The organism is Rhizobium sp. CC1099, assembly GCF_029714385.1.
Taxonomy (GTDB): domain Bacteria; phylum Pseudomonadota; class Alphaproteobacteria; order Rhizobiales; family Rhizobiaceae; genus Rhizobium.
Window position 1 is genome coordinate 1,489,434 of record NZ_CP121642.1, and the last position, 21,617, is coordinate 1,511,050.

Genomic DNA, 21,617 nt, shown 5'->3' on the forward strand with positions numbered 1-21,617 from the left:
TCAATTAAAAACTCGAATTTCAGGCTTCAAAATTCTTGATGTGAATTTTTATGACGTTATAACAGTAACTTATGCTTAATTCGGCATCAACACATAGCTTGTAAGATTGACAACAACTTATCCTATGAACGAAAACACTGGAGCAAAAACGCATAAAGGCGCTGTCGCTCTGACGAGGAGGAAGAGATGAACAATCATAAAATTACAGGCGTCTTCAGCGCCGCAACCACGCCTCTCAACGCTGACAGCAGCCCAGATCTTGGCCTTTTCACCGAGCATTGCCAACGTCTGCTTTCCGAGGGATGTCACGGTGTGGCGCTTCTCGGCACGACGGGCGAAGCGAACTCATTCTCGATGGCTGAACGGCGCACCATTCTTGAAGCGGCCCTGAAAGCCGGCATTCCAGCCGAAAACCTTCTGCCGGGGACCGGCGTTGCCGCCATTCCCGAAACCATCGAGCTCACCAATCATGCGCTTTCACTCGGAGTGACGAAGGTCGTGATGTTGCCTCCCTTCTACTACAAGGGCGTATCGGACGATGGCCTCTTCAATGCTTATTTGCAGATTCTGAGCCGAGTGAACGACAGTCGCCTGCGCGTCATTCTCTATCATATCCCGCAGGTCTCCGGCATTCCGATCTCGATCCCATTGATCGGCAGACTGGTCGACGCCTTCCCCGAAACCGTGGTTGGCATCAAAGAATCGGAAGGCGATTTCAATAACATGCAGGCAATCATCGCCGCCCATCCCGGCTTTTCGGTGCTCTGCGGCGCAGACCCATTGCTGCTGCCTTTGTTGAAGGCAGGTGGTGCCGGCTGTATTACGGCCACGTCCAATTTGGTCGCCTCTTCGCTCCGCACCGTCTATGACCACGTTCACGACGCGACACGCGCCGCAGAGGTCCATGTGGCGCAAGACCGTATCAATGCCTATCGCACGCTGTCGAACTCCTATGTGCAGATCCCGGCGATCAAGGCGATGGTCGGCCTCAAGACGGGCGTCAGCGCGTGGAAGCGCACGCGTCCGCCACTGGTAGCGCTCAATGACGCCGAGTATGCGGCTTTGTCCGAAAACTACGCGCAGCTGCCATAAGGAGAACATCATGAGCCTGACAGCTTTGCCGCCACAACAGGTCCCCGCATTGATGACCGGCCTCATCAAGCCGAATTCCGCACACGCTGGCCGCGCAGACGCCTACCTGCCCTCGCCGTGCATCCAAAATCATGCCGCCAACCTTGCCTTTCTCCCCGACGGGACCTTGAGCTGCGTCTGGTTCGGCGGCACGATGGAGGGCATGGGTGACATATCGGTTTACATGTCGAAGCTCACCCCGGGCTCCACGCAATGGTCAGAGCCGCAGAAACTTTCAGACGATTCTTCAAAATCCGAGCAGAACCCTTTGATTTTCAAGGCCCCTGACAAGATCGTGTGGCTGCTTTACACATCGCAGACCTCCGGCGATCAGGATGGCGCGGTTGTCAAATGCCGAGTATCCGACGACGACGGAAAAACCTTCGGGCCGGTTCGGCTTCTTTGCGATCTGCCTGGAACCTTCGTCCGGCAACCGATCGTGGTCAACTCCAAAGGAGACTGGCTTTTGCCGGCATTCCGTTGCGTCAGTCTGCCGGGTCAACGCTGGAGTGGCGATGCAGACACCGCAGGCGTGCTGATTTCCCGCGATCAGGGGAAGTCCTGGATGATGACCGACGTTCCCGATAGCCTTGGCGCAGTCCATATGAACATTCTGGCACTTGGCAAAGGCAGGATGATAGCCTACTTCCGCAACCGCTTTTCGGAGAACGTCCTCTCGGCTGCGTCCGAAGACGACGGCGAAAGCTGGTCTCGTCCACGTCCGATCAACCTGCCGAACAACAACTCGTCCATCCAGGCTGTTTTGCTGAAGGACGGCAGGATTGCAATGGCTTACAACCACAGCAATGCCGAGACTTCCAATGCGCGACGCAGATCGCTTTACGACGAGATCGAAAGCGATCAGATGGAAATGGGCGCCGCTGCGCCGGTGACATCGGGCCGCAAGGCAGTATGGGGCGTGCCGCGCGCGCCTCTCAGCCTTGCCGTATCGAACGATGGCGGTGCAAACTTCGATCGCCTTGTCGATCTCGATACCGGCGACGGCTATTGCCTGAGCAACAATTCCAAGGATTCGCTCAATCGCGAATTCTCCTATCCCTCAATCGTCGAAGGCCCGGACGGAACACTGCACATCGCCTATACCTATTATCGTCGGGCAATCAAATATGTCCGGCTTCCGGCTGAGGCACTCGGCTAGTCAAGTCAGCGTCGACAATTGACAAATATACGTTCAAACCGCAGGGGTGCTTTTCCAATAGTGCCCGCACGGCACCGGGGCCGGCGCCGTTTGTCATTACTAAACAAAATCAAATCGATATGTAGTTTGTGTGCGCTCCGTTTTCGACTTCGCCCATCCAGACTTTTCATGATCTTTCGAGTGTCTGAGCATTGTTCTTGCCAGAAACATACAGCTGATATAACAACTTTACATCACTGACGGCGATCGGCCGTTTCTGTTAGGGAGGAGCCGCTTTCATGGCCAGTCTGGGTTCGCCTATCACGACCATCAGGCCGAACATCATCGAGTTCGGCATCGGCACGGCTGGCAAACTCGGCAAATGGGCCGCAGAGAAAGGCTACCACCGCACGCTCGTGATTTCGGATGCCTTCAACGCTTCACGCATCGATGCTCTCGCGATCCAAGGCGAGGTCGCAGTGTTTGGCGATGTCACACCGGAACCCGACATCAGTAATCTCGACAGGGTGCTGAGTGCCGCCAACGCCGCCCGGGCGGAACTCATCGTCGGCTTCGGCGGCGGCAGCGCCATGGATCTTGCCAAGCTCGCCTCCGTACTCGCCGGTTCGCCGCAAAGCCTGCGCGAGGTCGTCGGACCGAACAAGGTTCAGGGGCCGCGCAAAGTGGCGCTCGCACAAGTGCCAACGACATCCGGAACCGGCAGCGAGGCGGGCATCCGCGCGCTGGTGACCGATCCGGAAACGATGGCGAAACTTGCCGTCGAAAGCGTCCACATGCTCGCCGATATCGCCGTCATCGACCCGGCGCTGACCTTTACCGTTCCGCCCCGCACGACGGCTGCGACCGGTGTGGATGCAATGGCGCATTGCGTGGAGGCATTTACCAATCGCAAGGCGCATCCGATGATCGATATCTACGCGATCGAAGGCACGCGGCTCGTTGGCAAATATCTGGCACGTGCTGTCAGGGACGGTGCCGATGCAGAAGCGCGCGCTGGCTTGTCACTTGCCTCCCTTTATGGCGGTTTCTGCCTGGGACCGGTCAATACGGCGGGCGGTCACGCCCTCGCCTATCCGCTCGGCACTCGCTGGCATGTCGCGCATGGCGCTGCAAACGCACTGATCTTCCCGCATGTGCTAGCCTTCAACACACCGTCCGTTCCGACGAAGACGAAGGCGGTCATGGAAGCTCTCGGCCATCCCGCTTCGGATGAGGTCAAATCCGTCTTCGCAGCCGCCTATGAGTTCTGCGCGGAACTCGGCATCGAGATGAAGCTGTCGGGTTTGGGTGTGCCGGAAAGCGGCCTCGACCAGATGGCCAACGATGCCTTTGCCATCCGCCGCCTGCTCGATAATAATCCGCGCGATCTGACACGCGACGACATCCGCTCGATCTATGAAGCCGCCTTCTAGGCCGGCCCTTTCAAAGGGAATTTGACTGATGGTCAAAAATGCAAAAGTCGCAGTCACGCTCGGCGATCCGGCAGGCGTTGGCCCGGAAGTCATCGTCAAGGCGCTTGCGGCAATGCCAAGACAAGAGCGCCGCGATTTCGTGATCGTCGGCAATAGCAAAGTACTGGAGCGCGCCTGCCGCACGACCGGCATCGACCTGCGCTTCGGGCCATCTGCATCGGAAGACGGATCAACCATTGCCGTCGAGGAGGTGGCGCTTGACGGCAGCCTTCCCGAAATCGGAAAGATCAGTCCCGTCGCAGGCGACGCTTCCGTTCGCTACATCAGCCGCGCCGTCGAGCTTGCGATGTCGGGCGATGCGGACGTCATCGTCACCGCGCCGATCAACAAGGAGGCAATGAACCTTGCCGGACATCACTTCGACGGCCACACGGGCCTGCTTGCGCATCTGACCGGCTCGAAGAGTTCGTTCATGCTGCTTGCCTCTGACCGCCTCAACACGATCCATGTTTCGACGCATGTCTCGCTGCGGGGTGCCATAGAGCGCGCCAAGACGGACCGCGTCATTGCAACGATCGAAGCTGGCCATAACCACTTTGTCCGCCTTGGCAAGAAACCGCGGATCGCCGTTGCCGGAATCAACCCGCATTGCGGCGAAAACGGCCTCTTCGGCACGGAGGACATGGAGTTTCTCACACCTGCGGTCGAACTGGCTCAGGCCAAGGGCATTGACGTGGTTGGCCCGATTTCGGCCGATACCGTCTTTGCGCGTGCCTATAACGGCGCCTTCGATCTGGTGATTGCCCAGTATCACGACCAGGGCCACATTCCGATCAAGCTCGTTGCCTTCGAAACGGCCGTCAATGTGTCGCTCGGCCTTCCGATCGACCGCGTCTCCGTCGATCACGGCACCGCATTCGATATTGCTGGCACCGGAAAGGCAAACCACGCCAACATGCTTTCGGCGATTGCCTATGCGCAGCTGATGGCGCGTTCGCCCCGCCAGCGCGCATAGTCAAAACGTTACAGATAGTCTACCCACACGCCGCCGGCATCGGCAGAGCGCACGCAATTTTCCACCCAGCGCACGCCTTCGAGCCCCGCATCGATCCCCGGAAACGCCAGGCCTTCGATGCCCTCCGGTGCAAGACCGTGCTCCTTGTTAATGGCGAATCCGAAGCGCCGGTAGAGGTTTGCCCAGGCCTCAAAGAGGCCTTCTGAATGGCCGCCACCGATGCGGTCGTCGATCCTTGCTCCGGGGTAGAGATAGCCCATGCCACGTTCCAAAATGCGCGCCGGCTCTCCCTGGACCTCGTAGGAAAGCTGGTTCGGCCGCTCGTCCCACCATTCGATGCTCGCCTTTTCGCCGACGATGCGCACCTTCTGTCCGTGCATGGAGCCTGCATTGACGGCGCTCGACCAGACGGTGGCGATAGCACCGTTGTCGTATTCCATCAGCGTAACGGCATTGTCTTCAAGGGGCGCGCGGCTTTTGACAAAGCTCTGACGGGCGCACATCAACTGCTTGATCGTCAAATGCGGCAGGATCACTTCCGAGATATAGAGCGGGTGCGTTCCAACATCGCCGAGCACATAGCTCGGGCTTGCGGTTGTCGGATCGACGCGCCAACGCGTGGAAGGGTTCTGATCCTCGACCGGCGCACTGTGAAAACCATGGGCAAATTGCAGATTGACGATGCGAATCTCGCCGAGATCGCCATTCTTCACCATAGCCCGCGCCTGCTCGATCATCTGATGACCGGCATAACCCATATAGGTGAGCGCATGATTGAGAAGCTCCTGAAGAAGGTTGCGGATTTCTAGAAAGCGCATTTTTTGTGCATCCGTTTTTTATGCTTAATTTTGCGGCTTTTAACTTGCCTGTTTTATTGCGGTGCGTCATAAACGGCGCATGAGCCGTTTCGACCTGACAATTCTGGTCATAGATGAAAATGCGATCCGCGCCTCGATCATCGAGGAGGGGTTGCAGGAGGCCGGCCACACGCGCGTCACCGTCATTCACGAGGTCCAGGGCGTCGCGCGCATCATCGAAACGCTGAAACCGGACGTTATCATCATCGACATCGAGAACCCGAACCGCGACATGATGGAGCACCTATTCCAGCTGACACGAACGATCAGTCGGCCGATCGCGATGTTTGTCGATCGATCCGATACGGCTTCCATCGAAGCAGCCGTTGATGCCGGCGTCTCTGCCTATATCGTCGACGGGCTGAAGAAGGAGCGGGTCAAACCCATCCTCGATATGGCCGTCAGCCGGTTCAATGCCTTCAGCCGCCTGCAGCGTGAGCTCGCCGATGCAAAGTCGGCGCTCGAAGAGCGCAAGGTCGTCGAGCGGGCCAAAGGCATCCTGATGAAGATGCGCGGCCTTTCGGAGGAACAGGCATTCGCCCTGCTGCGCCAGACGGCGATGAACGAGAAGAAGAAGATGTCCGAAATCGCACAAAGCGTCGTGACGGCCGCAGGGTTGCTGATGTGACCCGCCGCCACGGCCAATCGATTGTCCGGAGGACTGCGGAGTGAATGCGGTGACGAGAATTGACACACAGCAAGGGCGTGTCTCAGCGCCTTCAAGGCTCAGCAGCGAAGGCCCGCGTGTTCTTCGCGCCGGCTTCATTCCCTTGGTCGACGCCTCGGTGCTGATTGCGGCCGCAGAATTCGGATTTGCCGAGAAGGAGGGCCTGACCCTCGATCTCGTCAGAGACGTTTCATGGGCGAATGTTCGCGACCGCCTGGCCTTTCGCCAATTCGATATAGCCCATATGCTCTCACCGATGCCTGTTGCGGCAGCGCTTGGACTGGGCTCGAACCCCTCGCCGACCATCACACCCTTTTCGCTCGGGCGCGGCGGCAACGCGATCACCCTTTCGACGCGCCTCTTCGAACGGATGCGCAAAACCGCAGGTCTTTCCGAGAAAGCCGGCGCCCTCGAAAGCGCGCGCGCCTTTGCATTGGTGCTGAACCAGATGCGGCTAACCGGCGAGCCGGTGCCGACACTCGGGATGACCTATCCCTTTTCCTCGCACAATTACGAATTCCGCTACTGGCTGGCCGCAGGCGGCATTGATCCCGACAAGGACGTGAAGCTCGTCGTCGTCCCCCCGCTGCTCACCTCCGACGCTCTGGCCGCCGGCGCGATCGACGGCTTCTGTGTCGGCGCGCCGTGGAACATGGTGGCGTCTGAGCGAGGCGTCGGGCGGATCGTTGCGACAAAACAGGACATCTGGCCGTCAGCCCCGGAAAAGGTCGTCGGCATGCGGCCGGATTGGGCACAGAGCCATCCGGAAACGGTCTCCCGGCTGATCGTGGCGCTCGATGCGGCAGCGCGCTGGTGCGACCATGCCGGCAACCACGATGCCTTGGCCGCGGTACTCGCCGATCAGCGCTACATTGCGGCACCCGTCGACATTATCCGATATGTGCTTGCCGGCGAGTTCAGCCTGGACGCCAAGGGCAACCGCCGCGTCATCGACAATTACTTCATGTTCCATGGCGGCTTTGCAAACTACCCGCGGCCGAGCCAGGCATTGTGGATCTATAGCCAGATGGTCCGCTGGGGACAGGCGTCAATCAGCCTGAATAGCGCGCGCGCGGCAGCTTCCGCCTATCGCCCCGACCTTTACAGGACGGCACTCGGCGAGGCGTGCACGCCTCAGGACGCCGATATCCGCATCGAAGGCGACAGCGACTACGACCGCTTCATGGACGGCCGTATTTTCGATCCGGCGCGGCTCGTGGAGTATGTCCGCGGATTTACGGTTAGGAGCACCCTGCCCTTTGCACCGGACGTGGCCGAAATCTAATTTCTCCTGCTTTGCACAAAAGGCTGGCAGCCGTCTGCGCATGAGAAACATCATTTGCACAATATATAAGCATTTCTATCATAAGCTCAAAAATTATGCATATGAGCTTAAAGCGCGGATCTTGATTTAGTTTCAATGATCTATAGTTCACATCAAAAACTGGCACACGGCTTGCAAGGGTGATCTTGCCCGGATCAATGGCGATCTTGGCGACAAGCGCGCGATCAGCGCTTGCAAAAGACATCGACGTCGCACGGGCTTTGCTGTCCGGGAACTCTCCCTTCCCGCAGACGCAATCTCCGGGCGGCGTTTTTTTATTCCGAAAATTCCTGCGACGACCAACAAGGGGAACCAGCGCATGAACAAGATCCTTACGACCGGCATGAGCCGCCGAAGCCTCCTGAAAACGACCGCCGCGGCTGCCTTGATCGGCGCAGTCCGCACAGCTTTTCCGTCCGGCGCCTTTGCAGCAGCCGCAGCACCTGAAGTCACGGGCGCCAAACTCGGCTTCATCGCGCTGACCGACGCTGCCGCGTTGATCGTCGCCAAGGAGAAGGGGCTTTTTGAAAAACATGGCCTTCCCGATGTCGAGGTCGCCAAGCAGGCTTCCTGGGGGGCAACACGCGACAATCTGGTTCTCGGCGGGGCTTCGAACGGTATCGACGGCGCCCATATCCTTTCGCCGCTGCCCTATCTGATGCATACGGGCAAGGTGACCCAGAACAATCAGCCGGTACCGATGGCCCTGCTCGCCCGCCTGAATTACGACAGCCAGGGCATTTCCGTCGCCAAGGAATATGCCGATACCGGCGTCCAGCTCGACGCATCCAAGCTGAAGGCGGCCTTCGAAAAAAAGAAGGCCGAAGGCAAGGAAGTGAAGGCCGCAATGACCTTCCCGGGGGGCACCCATGACCTTTGGATCCGCTACTGGCTTGCCGCCGGCGGCATCGATCCGGACAAGGACGTCTCGACCATCGTCGTGCCGCCGCCGCAGATGGTGGCAAACATGAAGGTCGGCAACATGGACGTCTTCTGTGTCGGCGAGCCGTGGAACGAGCAGCTCGTCAATCAGGGCGTCGGCTTTACCGCAGCAACGACCGGCGAACTCTGGAAGGGACATCCGGAAAAGGCGCTCGGCATGCGCGCCGACTGGGTCGAGAAGAACCCGAATGCCACAAGAGCCCTGCTGATGGCCGTGATGGAAGCCCAGCAATGGTGCGACAGCATGGACAACAAGGAGGAGATGGCGACAATCCTCGGCAAGCGCCAATGGTTCAACGTGCCGCCGAAGGACATCCTCGGCCGCCTCAAGGGTGACATCAACTACGGCAACGGCCGTGTCGCCCATGGCACCGATCTTTACATGAAATTCTGGGCAGGCGGCGCCTCCTACCCCTTCAAGAGCCACGACACCTGGTTCATGGCCGAGAACGTCCGCTGGGGCAAGTTCGCACCTGACACCGACATCAAGGCTCTCGTCGACCAGGTCAACCGGGAGGATCTCTGGCGCGATGCGGCCAAGGCGCTGGGTGTCGCCGCCGCCGACATCCCGTCTTCTCCGTCCCGGGGCAAGGAAACCTTCTTCGACGGCAAGGTCTTCGATCCGGAAAATCCGTCCGCCTATCTCGATAGCCTTGCCATCAAGGCCGCATCCTGATCCCCACCTCCGGCGCGTCACAGGCGCGCCGGCCTTTTGTTCACGACGAGGAGCGCCTCATGTCCGCCCTGGCAAAGAAAGAACCCATACCGGCAAAGACTGCGCCGAAGGCCGCAAATGTCGTCCGCCTTGCAAGACAACCGGGGCCCCGGATCAATGTCCGCGGCGTTGCGATGGTGGCCGCGCGCAGCATCGTGCCGCCGCTTGTCGTGCTTACGATCATTCTGACCATCTGGCAGGTGCTCTGTTCGTCGCCCGACGCCTCACTGCCCTCTCCGCACCGGGTCTGGCAGGAAAGCTTTGATCTGATCGCTTATCCATTCTTCAACTACGGCTCCCAGGACATCGGGCTTGGCTGGCGCGTCATCATCTCGCTGCAGCGCGTCGCCTACGGCTTCGGCCTTGCCGCAATCTCGGGTGTCGTCATCGGCGCCGTCATTGGCCAATCGGTCTGGGCCATGCGCGGGCTCGACCCGATCTTTCAGGTATTGCGCACCGTCCCGCCACTTGCCTGGCTGCCGCTGTCGCTCGCTGCCTTCCAGGATTCCAATCCTTCAGCAATCTTCGTGATCTTCATCACCTCCATCTGGCCGGTGATCATCAACACGGCCGTTGGCGTGCGCAATATCCCCCAGGACTATCGCAACGTGGCACAGGTGCTGCGGCTCAACCATTTCGAATTCTTCTTCAAGATCATGCTGCCATCGGCTGCGCCCTACATCTTTACCGGCCTTCGTATCGGCGTCGGTCTGTCGTGGCTTGCCATCGTCGCAGCCGAGATGCTGACCGGCGGCGTCGGTATCGGCTTCTTCATCTGGGATGCGTGGAACTCGTCGCGCCTGCCAGACATCATCGTCGCCCTGGCCTATATCGGCGTCGTCGGTTTCGCGCTCGACAAGCTGGTGGCCGCCGCAGGCCGACTGATCACCCGCGGCGCTTCGGCCAACTGAGAGGAACGATCATGACTGCCTATCTCAAGCTCGACCATATCGACAAGCATTTTGACCGGGCCGGAACGCGCGCCGAAGTGCTGAAGGGCATCAACCTGACGATTGCCAAGGGTGAGTTCGTATCGATCATCGGCCACTCCGGCTGCGGTAAATCCACGCTTTTGAACCTGATCGCCGGCTTAACGCCAGTTTCGGCCGGTGCAGTGCTTCTCGAAAACCGGGAAGTCAATGCGCCCGGTCCCGAACGCGCCGTCGTGTTCCAAAACCACAGCCTGCTTCCCTGGCTCACCGTCTATGAAAACGTCAACCTGGCCGTTTCCAAGGTCTTCAGCAGCTCAAAGAGCAGGGCGGAGCGTCACGAATGGGTCATGGCCAATCTTGATCTCGTCCAGATGGCCCACGCCAAGGACAAGCGGCCTTCTGAGATTTCCGGCGGCATGAAGCAGCGTGTCGGCATCGCCCGTGCGTTGTCGATGGAGCCGAAGATCCTCCTGCTCGACGAACCCTTCGGTGCGCTCGACGCGCTAACGCGTGCCCATCTGCAGGATGCGGTGATGGACATCCACGCACGTCTCGGCAACACGATGGTGATGATCACCCACGATGTCGACGAGGCCGTGCTGCTCTCTGACCGCATCGTGATGATGACCAACGGGCCAGCGGCCAAGATCGGTGAAATCCTCGATGTGCCGATCGAGAAGCCCCGCAACCGCATCGAACTCGCTTCGGACCGCACTTATCTCAAGTGCCGCGAGGCCGTTTTGAAGTTTCTTTACGAACGTCACCGCTTCGTTGAAGCCGCGGAGTAACTTACAACGATTACCGCTGTGCAGATGCCTTGTTCGACCACTCGGCTAGGGACGGACCCCGTTCGCGCGGGCAGAGCATGGAGATCAGGCAGCCAAGATACTGCTTGATTTTGTGGCTGTATTCGCGCATCTGCGGCGTCGTGTCCGTTGGCTCCTGCACCATCGGCGCGCCTGTAGCGAATGAATGCCAGTAACCCGTGGCGCGGTCTCATGAAAGCTAACAGTCTGAATGTTCTGGTCATTGATGAGAACCGCATTCGTGCGTCCATCATCGAGGACGGTTTGCGCGAGGCCGGTTATGACAGGGTCACGATCATCGATGACATGAATGGTCTTGCCAGGCGCATCACCGAGATCAATCCCGATGTGATCGTCATCGATCTCGAAAACCCCAACCGCGACATGTTGGAAAGCATCTTCCAGATATCGCGTGCGGTGAAGAGGCCCATCGCCATGTTCGTGGACAAGTCCGATGAAGCCTCGATCGAAGCTGCGGTCGAGGCAGGGGTTTCCGCATATATCGTTGATGGCCTGAAGCAGGAACGGGTCCGACCCATCCTCAAGATGGCGATCAGTCGTTTCAATGCGTTTGCGCGATTGAGTCGAGAGCTGGAAGAAACTCGCGGCGAGTTGGAAAAACGCAAACTGATCGATCGCGCCAAGGGGTTGCTGATGCGCACCCGCGGGCTGTCGGAAGAGGACGCTTACGCGCTATTGCGGCGCACGGCTATGAACCAGAACAGGAAAGTCGTCGAGATCGCTCAAAGCCTCGTCACCGCGGCAAACCTGCTTGATCCTGGAGCGGACGTATGAGGAACAGGCATGACATCACCGCGGGCTTCGTTCCGCTTCTCGACAGCGCGCTGCTCGTCGTCGCCAAAGAGAAGGGCTTTGCTGAAGCGCAGGAAGTGGCCCTCACGCTCGTGCGGGAGCGATCCTGGGCAACGATCAGGGACAGGCTGGCGGTCGGCCATTTCGAAGTCGCTCATATTCTTGCCCCCATGCCGATCGCCTGCAATCTCGGTCTCATGGCCCCCGCGCCGCGCATGATCGTACCCATGGCGCTTGGGCTTGGCGGAAATGCCGTCACCGTTTCGGGCGCCTTGTGGCGGGAAATGGCCGACGATGGCGCAGCCGATGCGCTTGATGCGCGCTCAAGCGGTGCGGCGCTGAAAAAAGTGATTTCGCAGCGGGCAGGCGACAGGCTTCGTTTCGGTATCGTACACCCCTACTCCGGACATAACTACGAATTGCGCTACTGGCTTTCTGGAAGCGGTATCGACCCAGACCACGAGATCGAGATCGTGACCCTTCCGCCGCAGGATATGGGTGACGCGCTGAGGTCCGGTCTGATCGACGGCTATTGTGCTGGAGAACCGTGGAATACCTTCGGCGTCCTCAAACGCGGCGCGCACCTTGCAACCGTCAAGGCGGCGATCTGGAAATCCAGTCCCGAAAAGGTGCTGGGCGTGAACAGTCGCTGGGGCGATAGCCATCCTGACGCACTCGTGGCCCTCCTGCGAGCGCTTTACAATGCCTCACTCTGGTGCGCCGACCCCGCCAATCATGAAGAGCTTGCCCTATTGCTTTCGGGTCCGGCCTATATCAACAGCCCGGCAGAGTGGCTGCGTCCATCCGTCACCGGCGTGCTTAAAGTTGGCCGCAACGCAACGCAGACGGTCAGCGACTTCTTCGTCCCGCACGCCAAGGCGGCGACGTTTCCATGGAAGAGCCACGCCCTTTGGTTCTACACGCAGATGGTCCGCTGGGGCCACGTCGATCACACCGCGGCCCACCAGAACGTGGCCGGCAACACCTACCGGCCGGATATCTACCGCAATGCTCTAAAGGCGCTCGGCGTTGCAATGCCGGCTGCAAGTTCGAAGGTTGAGGGCGCCTTGCGCATGGAAACGCCAGTTGGCTCCAGCGGCACGATGACGCTCGGTCCGGATGGCTTTTTCGACGGCAATCTCTTTGATCCCGATTGCGTCGATGCGTATATTGCTGCTCAAAAGCAGGCATAGCATGACGCCTATTTTCTATGCATTGCATAATTTTTGGCCGAAGGAACCGGCGGTCTCGCCCTAGTCATCCTGACCAAAAAGGCTGACTTGCGGAGAGAAAAGACGAAATTCGCCTAGATTTCGAATTGGCACGCCTCTTGCATTGATAATCACGAGGCCGAAAGGTCGCATGTTTCGGCGTCCAAAGACGGGCGCCTCAGGCAAAGCCGCTGATCAGGATATCCCGCGCATTCGTGTGTGCGCGACCTGGCCAGCGGCTTTTTGTTTTAACTCTCAACGATGGATTGGCACGACATTGTCGGGCCCTGGAGAAGCCATGCCTTTTTCTGAGAAACCCCAGTCTATGTCTGCTGGCGAGCCAGCCAGAGCATTGTGGATTTCGACGGTCGCCTTCACCGTTTGCTTCGCCGTCTGGACGATCTTTGCGATTATAGGCGTTCGTATCAAACAGGAACTCGGCCTCAACGAGGCAGAATTCGGATTGCTGGTGGGCACCCCTGTGTTGACCGGCTCGCTCGTCCGGATCGTGCTTGGCATATGGACGAGCCGCTACGGCGGTCGTCTGGTCTACACGCTCACCATGGTGGCAGCGGCCATAGCGACTTTCCTGCTCTCCTACGCAACAAGCTACACAGAAATGCTGATCGCAGGACTCGGGATCGGCCTCGCCGGTGGTTCCTTCGCAGTTGGTGTCGCATATGTCTCGCCGTTCTTTCCGCCAGAAAAGCAGGGAACCGCGCTCGGGATTTTCGGCGCCGGCAATGTCGGAGCCGCGGTTACCAAGTTCGCGGCGCCCTTCGTGCTCATCGCCTGGGGATGGCAGGCGGTTGCTGAAATCTGGGCTCTCGTTCTTGTGGCGATGGCAATCGTCTTCTGGTTTTCGACCACCGACGACCCGGCCTTTCGCGACCGCCGCTGTCGCGGCGTCGCCTCTAAGAGCTTCCTCGAAGAATTCGCTCCTCTCAAGAACATCCAGGTCTGGCGTTTCTCGCTTTATTATTTTTTCGCCTTCGGCGGCTTTGTCGCCCTGTCTTTGTGGTTGCCGCGCTATCTGGTCGGTGTCTACGGATTCAATCTGGAAATCGCCGGCATGATTGCCGCGGCCTATTCCGTGCCAGGCAGCATCTTTAGAGCATTCGGCGGCGTTCTATCCGACAAGAAGGGCGCAAGAAGCGTGATGTACGCGATGCTGGCCGTTTCCGCCGCCGCCACCCTCATCCTGTCTCTACCGGCTGCATCTCCATCGGGACCCGGGCCTGCGTTTGGTATCACGCCAGCAATCTTCATCATCGTCATCTTCGTGCTCGGGTTCTTCATGAGCCTCGGCAAAGCAGCCGTCTACAAGCACATTCCGGCCTACTATCCAGAAAGCGTCGGCGCAGTCGGCGGCGTCGTCGGGATGATGGGCGGCCTTGGCGGTTTCATCCTTCCGATCGCTTTCGGCCTGCTCAAGGACATCACCGGCCTTTGGTCCAGCTGCTTCCTGCTGCTCTTTGCGATCGTCGTGACGTCGCTCATCTGGATGCACCTGTCCGTAAAGCACCTGTCACGCCAGGGGCACGCCGTGCCTGCAGTGGCGGCAACCTAATCTAAGGACTTGTAACTATGACAGAAAAACTCGTTATCATCGGCAACGGCATGGCGCCCGGGCGCATGCTCGAGCACCTCTTCGAAACGGCCCCAGGCCAATACGAGGTCACAATCTTCAACGCCGAGCCGCGCGTCAATTATGACCGCATCATGCTCTCTCCTGTTCTTTCCGGAGAAAAGGACTATGAGCAGATCATCATTCACGGCGACGGCTGGTACATCAAGCACGGCATCACGCTCTACAAGGGCCACAAGATCGTTGCGATCGATCGGCACGCGAAGACCGTGACCTCCGACCACGGCGTCACCGAAAGCTACGACAAGCTGGTGATCGCCACCGGCTCCGTGCCCTTCATCATTCCGGTTCCCGGCAAGGATCTACCTGGCGTCATCACCTACCGCGACCTCGACGACGTGCAGGCAATGCTGCTTGCTGCCCAGTCACGCGAAAAGGCGATCGTCATCGGCGGCGGCCTGCTCGGTCTTGAGGCGGCAGCCGGCCTTGCCCAGCGTGGCATGGACGTGACCGTGCTGCATGTCATGCCGACGCTGATGGAGCGTCAGCTCGATCCTGCGGCCGGCTATCTGCTGCAAAGGGCAGTCGAGGAGCGCGGCATCAAGGTCATCACCAAGGCCAATACCAAGGCAATCATCGGTGATGGCAGGGTCGAGGGCATCGAGCTCGACGACGGACGGATCATTCCGGCAACGCTCGTCGTCATGGCCGTCGGCATCCGTCCGAATGTCGGCCTGGCGAAAGAGGCTGGCATCGCGGTCAATCGCGGCATCGTCGTCGATAACGGCATGCAGACCTCGGACGGCAGCATCATGGCGCTCGGCGAATGCGCAGAAGTCGGTGGACAGGTCTACGGTCTCGTCGCTCCGCTCTACGAAATGGCCCGCGTTGCCGCCGCCCACCTCTGCGGCGACACCTCGGCGACCTTCGTTCACTCCGACACCCCGACCAAGCTCAAGGTCACCGGCATCGAGCTCTACTCGCTTGGCGATTTCGCCGACGGCGACGACCGCGAGGAGATCGTCCTTCGCGACGCTTCGGCTGGTGTCTACAAGCGCCTGGTGCTGAAGGATAACAAGATCATCGGAACTGTGCTCTACGGCGAAACCGCAGACGGCGCCTGGTTCAACGATCTCAAGAAGAAGCAGACCGATATTTCCGAGATGCGCGAGACGCTGATCTTCGGACAGGCCTACCAGGGAGGGTCCCCACTGGACCCTATGGCGGCCGTTGCAGCCTTGCCGGATGACGCGGAAATCTGTGGCTGCAACGGCGTATGCAAGGGCAAAATCACCTCGACGATCACGGCCAAGGGGCTGACCTCGCTGGACGACGTGCGCGCCCACACAAAGGCGTCGGCGTCCTGCGGCTCCTGTACCGGCCTCGTTGAGCAATTGATGGCGCTGACGCTCGGCGATAGCTATAACCCTGCCGCCGTACAGCCGATGTGCACCTGCACCGAACTTGGCCATGACGACGTCCGACGCCTGATCAAGGCCAAGGGGCTGAAGACCATTCCTGCCGTCATGCAGGAGCTGGAGTGGAAGACATCCTGCGGTTGTGCCAAGTGCCGTCCAGCGCTCAACTACTACCTCGTCTGCGACTGGCCGGACGAATATGCCGACGATTATCAGTCGCGCTTCATCAACGAGCGCGTCCACGCCAACATCCAGAAGGACGGCACTTATTCGGTGGTGCCGCGCATGTGGGGCGGCGTTACCAGCTCCAAGGAGCTGCGGGCCATCGCCGACGTGGTCGACAAGTTCGAAATCCCGATGGTGAAGGTCACCGGCGGCCAGCGCATCGACCTGCTCGGCGTCGAGAAAGAGGACCTTCCGGCCGTCTGGGCCGATCTCGGCAAGGCAGGCTTCGTCTCCGGTCAGGCCTATGCCAAGGGCCTGCGCACGGTAAAGACATGTGTCGGCTCCGACTGGTGCCGCTTCGGCACGCAGGATTCAACCGGGCTCGGCATCCGCATTGAAAAGTTCATGTGGGGCTCCTGGACGCCGGCAAAGCTAAAGATGGCTGTCTCCGGATGTCCGCGCAACTGCGCGGAGGCGACCTGCAAGGATGTCGGCGTCATCTGCGTGGATTCCGGCTACGAAATTCACTTCGCCGGTGCGGCCGGTCTCGACATCAAGGGCACCGAGATCCTCGGTCTCGTCAAGACCGATGACGAAGCGTTGGAGCATATCGTTGCGCTGACGCAGATGTACCGGGAGCAGGCACGTTATCTCGAGCGCATTTACAAGTGGGCCAAGCGGATCGGCCTCGACGAGATTCGTCGCCAGATCATGGGCGATGCCGAAAAGCGCAAGGCCTATTTCGACCGCTTCGTGTTCAGCCAGAAATTCGCCCAGGTCGATCCCTGGTCGGAGCGTGTTTCCGGCAAGGATAAGCATGAATTCAAGCCGATGGCGACGATCGGCTATCCGCAGGCTGCAGAGTAAGGAGATCAACATGAACTGGATTGCGATCGGTGATATCTCCGACATCCCGCTGCGCGGAGCGCGCTGCGTGAAGACGCCGCAGGGCAAGATCGCCGTCTTCCGGACGGCTGAAAACGAAGTCTTCGCCATAGAAGATCACTGCCCCCACAAGGGCGGCCCTCTCAGCCAGGGTATCGTGCATGCCAAGGCGGTCACCTGCCCGCTGCACAACTGGGTCATCTCGCTCGAAACCGGCAAGGCGCTTGGCGCCGATGAGGGCGCGGTGCGGACCATTCCGGTCCGCAACCAGGACGGCGCGCTCTTCATTGCCCTCGAAAGCTTGATGATGGCGGCGGAATAGATGGCAGAAGAGATCAAGACAACCTGTCCCTACTGCGGCGTCGGCTGCGGGGTGATCGCCAAGATCGCAGATGACGGCAATGTGTCCGTCATGGGCGACCCGGACCATCCGGCCAATTTCGGGCGGCTGTGCTCGAAGGGCTCGGCGCTGGCCGAAACGATCGATCTCGACGGACGCGCATTGCATCCGGAGATCGCGGGACGGCGGGCCGGATGGAATGAGGCTCTTGATCTCGTGGCGCAGCGCTTTTCGGATGCCATTGCCGAGCACGGGCCTGACTCCGTCGCCTTTTATGTCTCCGGCCAGCTGCTGACCGAGGACTATTACGTCGCCAACAAGCTGATGAAGGGTTTCATTGGCTCGGCCAACATCGACACCAACTCGCGCCTGTGCATGTCATCTTCCGTCGCCGGCCACCGCCGCGCCTTCGGCGCCGATACCGTGCCCGGGACCTATGAGGATCTGGAACTGGCCGATCTGGTCATCCTTACCGGGTCCAACCTCGCCTGGTGCCATCCGGTCATCTATCAGCGGCTGGCGGCCGCCAAGGCGGCGCGTCCCGGCATGAAGGTCGTCGTCATCGATCCGCGCCGGACGATGACTGCCGACATCGCAGATCTGCACCTAGCGATCCGGCCAGACAGCGATGTCGCTCTTTTCCTCGGCCTCTTCGAGCACCTGATCGCAAACAATGCCATCGACCAGAATTATGTAGCCGAACACACGAACGGCTTTGCCGAGGCTTTTGCATCCGCCTCTGGTGTCTCCTTCAACGAGGTCCTGGAACTGACCGGCTTACCGGCAATGCAGCTTCGCGAATTCTATCGCCTCTTCGCGGCGACCGAGAAGGCCGTCACCTGCTACAGCCAGGGCGTCAACCAATCCTCGTCAGGGACCGATAAGGTCAACGCCATCATCAACTGTCACCTCGCCACCGGACGCATCGGCAAGCCGGGCATGGGTCCCTTCTCGCTGACGGGCCAGCCGAACGCGATGGGCGGCCGTGAGGTTGGCGGCTTGGCAAACATGCTTGCCGCCCACATGGCGATTGAGAGCGCACAAGACCGCGATCGCGTGCAACGCTTCTGGCAGTCGCCGGCGATTGCCGAAAAGCCGGGTCTGAAGGCCGTCGACATGTTCAAGGCAGTCGGCGACGGCCGCATCAAGGCGCTCTGGATCATGGCGACGAACCCGGTGGTCTCGCTGCCGGATGCCGATGCCGTCGAGACGGCGATCAAGGCCTGCCCTTTCGTCGTCGTCTCGGATATCCTCAAGACGACCGACACCGCCCGCCATGCCCACGTATTGCTGCCTTCCCTTGGCTGGGGCGAAAAGAGCGGTACAGTCACCAATTCCGAACGCCGCATTTCGCGCCAGCGTTCCTTCATCGACACCCCCGGCGATGCGCGCGCGGATTGGTGGCAATTGGCCGAGGTCGCACGCCGCATGGGTTTTGCCGATGCGTTCGCCTTTGCCTCTCCGTCAGACATTTTCGATGAGCATGCCGCGCTTTCCGCCTTCGAAAACAGTGGCAACCGCGATTTCGACATCGGCGCCTATGCCGGCATCGAGAAAGCTGCCTACGACGCGATGACACCCTTTCAGTGGCCGCAGCCCGTCGGCGACGAGAGGACTGTGACCCGCTTCTTTGCGAAGGGCAGCTTTTTTCATCCCGATCGCAAGGCACGCTTCGTGCCGGTCGAACCGCCCGCATCCGACCGCACCAGCGCCGACTACCCCTTCACGCTTAACACGGGACGTATCCGCGACCAGTGGCACACGATGACGCGCACTGGCAAAAGTGCGCGCCTTTCCGCCCATATCGCCGAACCCTTTGCCGAACTACACCCCCGAGATGCGATGGAAATCGGTATCGGTAATGCCGGTCTGGTCGAAATTGAAAGCCCGCAGGGAAAGGCCGTCGTGCGCGCGCTGATCACCGAACGCCAGGCCCGCGGCAGCATTTTCGTGCCCATGCACTGGAACGATCAGTTTGCCGCCAAGGCTCGCATCGACGCAGTGGTTGCCCCGCTCACCGATCCGTTCTCCGGCCAGCCTGCCTCCAAGAACGTCGCCGTCGCCGCCCGGCCATTGAAGGCAGCCCGCTACGGCTTTGCAGTCTCGGCGGGCAAACCGCAAAACCTTGGCGCCGCCTATTGGGCCTTGGCGAAAGCAGATGGCGGCTGGCGACTGGAACTCGCCTTCGACCACGCGGTCGAAGACTGGTGCGGCTGGTGCCGCAGCACCTTTGGTATTCCTGCCGAGATCGAGCCGCTCGGCTACGCGGATCAGCAATCCGGCGATCTGCGGCTCGCCTTCTTCGACGGCACGCGCCTGCTTGCTGCGCTGTTCCTCGCCCGCGAACCGGTCGCCGTCGCTCGCAGCTGGGCGATCTCACAGCTTGCCGCCGACCATGGCGACTTGCGCAAGCGCTTTGCTCTTGTCGCCGGCCGGCCGGGCGCCGACAAGCCGGACCCAGGAGCCACGGTCTGTTCCTGCTTCGCCGTCGGCGTCAATCAGATCGTAGCGGCGGTCCGCGGCGGCTGCCGCAGCGTCGAGGCAGTCGGTAAAGAGCTCAACGCCGGCACCAACTGCGGCTCGTGCCGCGCCGAAATCAAGGGGATCATCGATGGATGTCTTGCAGCAGCCGCGGAATGACAATCCCGCCCGCATGGAGCCGCTTGCAAAGCTGCCCGTCTTCTGGGCGCTTGAAGGCAAGCGGTGCGTGGTGGCCGGCGGCTCCGACGCCTGCGCCTGGAAGGCGGAACTTCTTGCTGCCTGCGGCGCTCATGTCGAAATCTACGCCGAAACGCTGAGCGGCACCTTCAAGGCGCTTCTCGCCCGCAATCTCGAGCACGCCGCGGCCAGACTGATCCATCATCCGGGGCACTGGCAGATGGAAGGTCTGACCGGCGCTGCCATTGCAATTGCCGACTGCGACGACGAGATTGAAGCTAGGCGCTTCTTCGACGCGGCATGCGCGACGGGCGTTCCGGTCAATGTCATCGACAAGCCGGATTTCTGCCAGTTCCAGTTCGGATCGATCGTCAACCGCTCCCCCGTCGTTGTTGCAATCTCGACGGATGGCGCAGCACCCATTCTTGCCCAGACCATCCGCCGCAAGATCGAGACCTTGCTCCCGCGCACGCTCAAATCCTGGGCTGGACTTGCCCAGTCGATACGCGGCAGGGTCAACGGGCTCCTTGAAACCGCTTCCGCGCGGCGACTTTTCTGGGAAAAATTCGCCGACATGGCTTTCGACGGTTCTGCTGTCAACCAGGCCGAGGCGCAGCTTTTGCTTGCTGCTCGGGGCTTGAAATCCACAACAAGCACAACCGGACGCGTCACTCTCGTCGGCGCGGGCCCTGGCGATGCCGAGCTTCTGACGCTGAAGGCGGTTCGCGCGCTGCAAGCCGCCGACGTTATCCTTTTCGATGATCTCGTTTCCACCGAGGTGCTGGAACTCGCGCGCCGCGAGGCCAAGCGCATGCTGGTCGGCAAGCGCGGCGGCCGCAGCAGCTGCCGCCAGGAAGACATCAACGCGATGATGGTAAAACTCGCAAAGGCGGGCAAGCGCGTCGTCCGCCTCAAGGCCGGCGATCCCATGATCCTCGGCCGCGCCGGCGAAGAGATCGCTCATCTTGATCGCGAAAACATTCCGGTCGACGTCATTCCCGGCATCACGGCCGCAAGCGCCATGGCCTCACGCCTCGGCATTTCGCTGACCCATCGCGAGCATGCCCAGTCTGTACGCTTCATCACCGGCCATTCCCGCCATGGCGGATTGCCGATGGATGTCGATTGGACCACCGCTGCCGATCCGCATGCGACCACCGTCTTTTATATGGGCGGGAGAACAGCGCCGCTCATTGCCGACCGGCTGATCGCCGAAGGCCTGTCGCCCGAAACGCCAGCCGTCATCATGAGCGACGTGAGCCGCACGACGCAGCGTCAGTGGCACGGGAACCTTGCAGGTCTTGGCGAAGGCATCAGCGAGATCGGCTACGAAAACCCCGTCCTGATCGCAGTCGGTGACGTTTTCGCCGCCCGGCAACACGCCGTGCACGCAGCACCTTTGTCGGCCGCTGCGTCCTGATAGGTGCTTTTCAACTGCTGCGACTGCAAAGACCTTGCGCATAAAGGAGAAAACGGCCGAGGGGCAGCGAGATTCTGCGTTGGACTTCCTTCGAAGGAATCTCGCAAAAGGGTTTACAAATAAGCCGTTCGGCAGACTTCTGAAACGAATGGTTCAGGC

General features: G+C 60.1%; 16 protein-coding genes and 1 pseudogene. 16 read left to right on the forward strand and 1 reads right to left on the reverse strand.

Features of this window, described 5'->3' with window-relative positions; all coding sequences use genetic code 11:
- Window positions 1-186 precede the first annotated feature (186 nt).
- The 4 genes from QA644_RS28325 (at window position 187) to pdxA (ending at window position 4,717) form a co-directional block, all read left to right on the forward strand.
- Entirely contained in the window at window positions 187-1,092 is a 906-nt protein-coding gene (locus QA644_RS28325) for a dihydrodipicolinate synthase family protein (RefSeq protein WP_283072611.1), read from the forward strand.
- 10 nt (window positions 1,093-1,102) lie between these two features.
- Window positions 1,103-2,290 carry an exo-alpha-sialidase gene (locus tag QA644_RS28330; protein WP_239600482.1) on the forward strand — a complete coding sequence of 396 codons (1,188 nt, stop codon included), beginning with the start codon at window positions 1,103-1,105 and terminating at the stop codon, window positions 2,288-2,290.
- 278 nt (window positions 2,291-2,568) lie between these two features.
- On the forward strand, window positions 2,569-3,702 hold the full coding sequence (locus QA644_RS28335; protein ID WP_283072612.1) for an iron-containing alcohol dehydrogenase: 1,134 nt from the start codon (window positions 2,569-2,571) through the stop codon (window positions 3,700-3,702).
- 28 nt (window positions 3,703-3,730) lie between these two features.
- Window positions 3,731-4,717 carry a 4-hydroxythreonine-4-phosphate dehydrogenase PdxA gene (gene pdxA / locus QA644_RS28340; protein ID WP_074072118.1) on the forward strand — a complete coding sequence of 329 codons (987 nt, stop codon included), beginning with the start codon at window positions 3,731-3,733 and terminating at the stop codon, window positions 4,715-4,717.
- A gap of 8 nt (window positions 4,718-4,725) precedes the next feature.
- On the opposite strand, the pseudogene QA644_RS28345 reads toward pdxA, so the two are convergent.
- Window positions 4,726-5,484 (reverse strand): annotated as a pseudogene (locus tag QA644_RS28345) (Gfo/Idh/MocA family oxidoreductase); the annotation flags it as partial.
- A gap of 130 nt (window positions 5,485-5,614) precedes the next feature.
- Between QA644_RS28345 and QA644_RS28350 the strand changes: the two are divergent.
- The 12 genes from QA644_RS28350 to cysG all read left to right on the forward strand — a co-directional run bounded on the left by QA644_RS28350 (window position 5,615) and on the right by cysG (window position 21,458).
- Window positions 5,615-6,202 carry an ANTAR domain-containing response regulator gene (locus QA644_RS28350; protein ID WP_040115676.1) on the forward strand — a complete coding sequence of 196 codons (588 nt, stop codon included), beginning with the start codon at window positions 5,615-5,617 and terminating at the stop codon, window positions 6,200-6,202.
- A gap of 49 nt (window positions 6,203-6,251) precedes the next feature.
- Entirely contained in the window at window positions 6,252-7,526 is a 1,275-nt protein-coding gene (locus QA644_RS28355) for a CmpA/NrtA family ABC transporter substrate-binding protein (protein WP_283072613.1), read from the forward strand.
- 358 nt (window positions 7,527-7,884) lie between these two features.
- Window positions 7,885-9,183, forward strand: coding sequence for a CmpA/NrtA family ABC transporter substrate-binding protein (locus QA644_RS28360; protein ID WP_074073095.1), 1,299 nt, complete (start codon window positions 7,885-7,887; stop codon window positions 9,181-9,183).
- A 59-nt stretch (window positions 9,184-9,242) separates the two neighbouring features.
- Window positions 9,243-10,133, forward strand: a complete 891-nt coding sequence (gene ntrB / locus QA644_RS28365; RefSeq protein WP_283072614.1) for a nitrate ABC transporter permease — start codon at window positions 9,243-9,245, stop codon at window positions 10,131-10,133.
- Window positions 10,134-10,144: 11 nt separating this feature from the next.
- Window positions 10,145-10,942 (forward strand): ABC transporter ATP-binding protein, encoded by a 798-nt coding sequence (locus tag QA644_RS28370; protein ID WP_074072122.1) that lies wholly within the window; start codon window positions 10,145-10,147, stop codon window positions 10,940-10,942.
- 210 nt (window positions 10,943-11,152) lie between these two features.
- Window positions 11,153-11,755: an ANTAR domain-containing response regulator gene (locus QA644_RS28375; RefSeq protein ID WP_239600477.1), complete on the forward strand. Its 603-nt coding sequence runs from the start codon at window positions 11,153-11,155 to the stop codon at window positions 11,753-11,755.
- On the forward strand, window positions 11,752-12,966 hold the full coding sequence (locus QA644_RS28380; protein WP_239600476.1) for a CmpA/NrtA family ABC transporter substrate-binding protein: 1,215 nt from the start codon (window positions 11,752-11,754) through the stop codon (window positions 12,964-12,966). The genes QA644_RS28375 and QA644_RS28380 overlap by 4 nt, the downstream gene beginning before the upstream one ends.
- A 316-nt stretch (window positions 12,967-13,282) precedes the next feature.
- Window positions 13,283-14,554: a nitrate/nitrite transporter gene (locus QA644_RS28385; RefSeq protein WP_074072124.1), complete on the forward strand. Its 1,272-nt coding sequence runs from the start codon at window positions 13,283-13,285 to the stop codon at window positions 14,552-14,554.
- Window positions 14,555-14,571: 17 nt separating this feature from the next.
- A complete protein-coding gene (gene nirB / locus QA644_RS28390; RefSeq protein ID WP_194730988.1) occupies window positions 14,572-17,022 on the forward strand; it encodes a nitrite reductase large subunit NirB in 2,451 nt (816 codons plus the stop codon).
- Between the two features lie 10 nt (window positions 17,023-17,032).
- Entirely contained in the window at window positions 17,033-17,362 is a 330-nt protein-coding gene (gene nirD / locus QA644_RS28395; RefSeq protein WP_074072126.1) for a nitrite reductase small subunit NirD, read from the forward strand.
- Complete coding sequence (locus QA644_RS28400) at window positions 17,363-20,020, forward strand: nitrate reductase (RefSeq protein ID WP_283072615.1); 2,658 nt, start codon at window positions 17,363-17,365, stop codon at window positions 20,018-20,020.
- The gene (gene cysG, locus QA644_RS28405; protein ID WP_283072616.1) at window positions 19,992-21,458 is read left to right on the forward strand and encodes a siroheme synthase CysG; all 1,467 of its coding nucleotides are present in this window, start codon (window positions 19,992-19,994) and stop codon (window positions 21,456-21,458) included. The genes QA644_RS28400 and cysG overlap by 29 nt, the downstream gene beginning before the upstream one ends.
- Window positions 21,459-21,617 lie beyond the last annotated feature (159 nt).